Source organism: Actinomadura montaniterrae (assembly GCF_008923365.1).
GTDB classification, from domain to species: Bacteria; Actinomycetota; Actinomycetes; order Streptosporangiales; family Streptosporangiaceae; genus Spirillospora; species Spirillospora montaniterrae.
Genome location: NZ_WBMR01000475.1, coordinates 1 through 1,452, shown reverse-complemented (window position 1 = coordinate 1,452; position 1,452 = coordinate 1). Strand labels below are relative to the sequence as shown.

At 80.4% G+C, this 1,452-nt stretch carries 1 pseudogene; it reads left to right on the top strand.

Annotated features, from left to right (window positions below):
• Window positions 1-1,452, top strand: a pseudogene (locus tag F9B16_RS52165) (hypothetical protein); the annotation flags it as partial.

The following is a 1,452-nucleotide window of genomic DNA, read 5'->3' as shown; positions in this document are numbered from 1 at the left end:
CGCCCGAGCGCGCCGCCGTCAAGTCCCGCCGCCGCGCCCGCAAGGCCGCCGCCGAACCCGTACCGGTCGCGGCCGCCGGGTCCGCCGCCGCCCCGCCGCCCGCCGTGCCCGTCGCGGTTCCCACGGCGGCGTCCATGGTCCCGGGGCCCGCCCTCGCCGACGGGCCCGTCCCGCTCGCGGACTACGCCGCCCAGTACGACGTCCCCGCCGCCCCGGCCCCCGCGCCCAAGCCCTGGCGCCGCACCGAGCGCGACATCTCCCACGAGGACGACGTCCGGCCCGAGCCGCACCCCGCCGACGTCGAACGGCCCCCGGCGACGCCCCGGCTGGAGGTCCCCCCGGCCGCCGCCGGCTCCGGCAAGCGCGGCCTCGCGTCCGGCGTCCGGCGCCCCGGCGCGTCCGCCGAGATCTGGCCCGCCGTCCCCCCGGCGACCCGCCCGGACATCCCCCAGCAGGCCCCCGCGGCCCCCGCCTCCTTCGGCCGCCCCGTCCCCTTCGCCAAGGCCGAGACCCCCACCCCGCCCCCGGCCCCCGCCCAGGCCCCCGTACCCCTGCCTTTCGGCACCAACGACCCGACCACCCCGCAGCCGCGCCCCGAGGACCTCCCGACCCCGCGCGAAGAGACCCCAGCGCCAGAGACCCGCCCCGAGCCGCACACCGCCGGCGCCGCCGAAGCTTCGACGGGCCACGACGGTTCCGCTGAGCTGCCGGTCGCCGCCGACCGCGCTCAGGAGCCCCAGCACGCGGACCAGGCTGAGACCGCCGACGCCGCCGAGGTCTCAGCGCCCGCACAAGAGCCGGTGGTCTCGGCGGACGGCGCCGCCACCGTCGAGCGTCCACAGGAAGGCGCGCAGCAGGAGACCCGTCACAAGGCCGATGCTGAGGCGCCGACCGTCCCGGACGAGCAACCGGACGAAGCCGCCGCTGCGAAGCCTGCGGAGGCTGGAACCGCTGCCTCCGCCGAGCCCCCGGCGCCCGCACAGGAACCGGTGGCTTCGGCGGACGGCGCCGCCACCGCAGAGCCTCCGACCGAGACGGCTGCGCCGGAGACCCGGCACGGGGCCGACGCCGAAGCGCCGGCCGAGCGGCCCGCGCCCGTTGCCCCGACCGAGCGCCCGGCCGCTGCGTCGGCGGGCGAGCCGGCGCGCGGGCGGCGGCGCAAGGGGGCCGAGACGTTCGGCGGCGAGCCGGGTGACAAGAAGGTCGCCGGGTGGAAGGAGACACCGCGGAGGCTCGCGGGACCTCCGCCGCAGCGGCCCGCGCCCCAGCAGCCGGTTCAGCAGCAGCCCGTCCAGCAGCAGCCGGTTCAGCAGCGGCCTCCGGCGGCGCAGGGGCCCACGCGGCCCGACGTGCCGCAGCAGGTTCCGCTGCGGGGCGGGCCGGCCGCGCCCGCGCAGCCGCCGGTGGTGCGGCCCCCGGCACCGACGCGTCCGGACATCCCGGTGCAGGGCC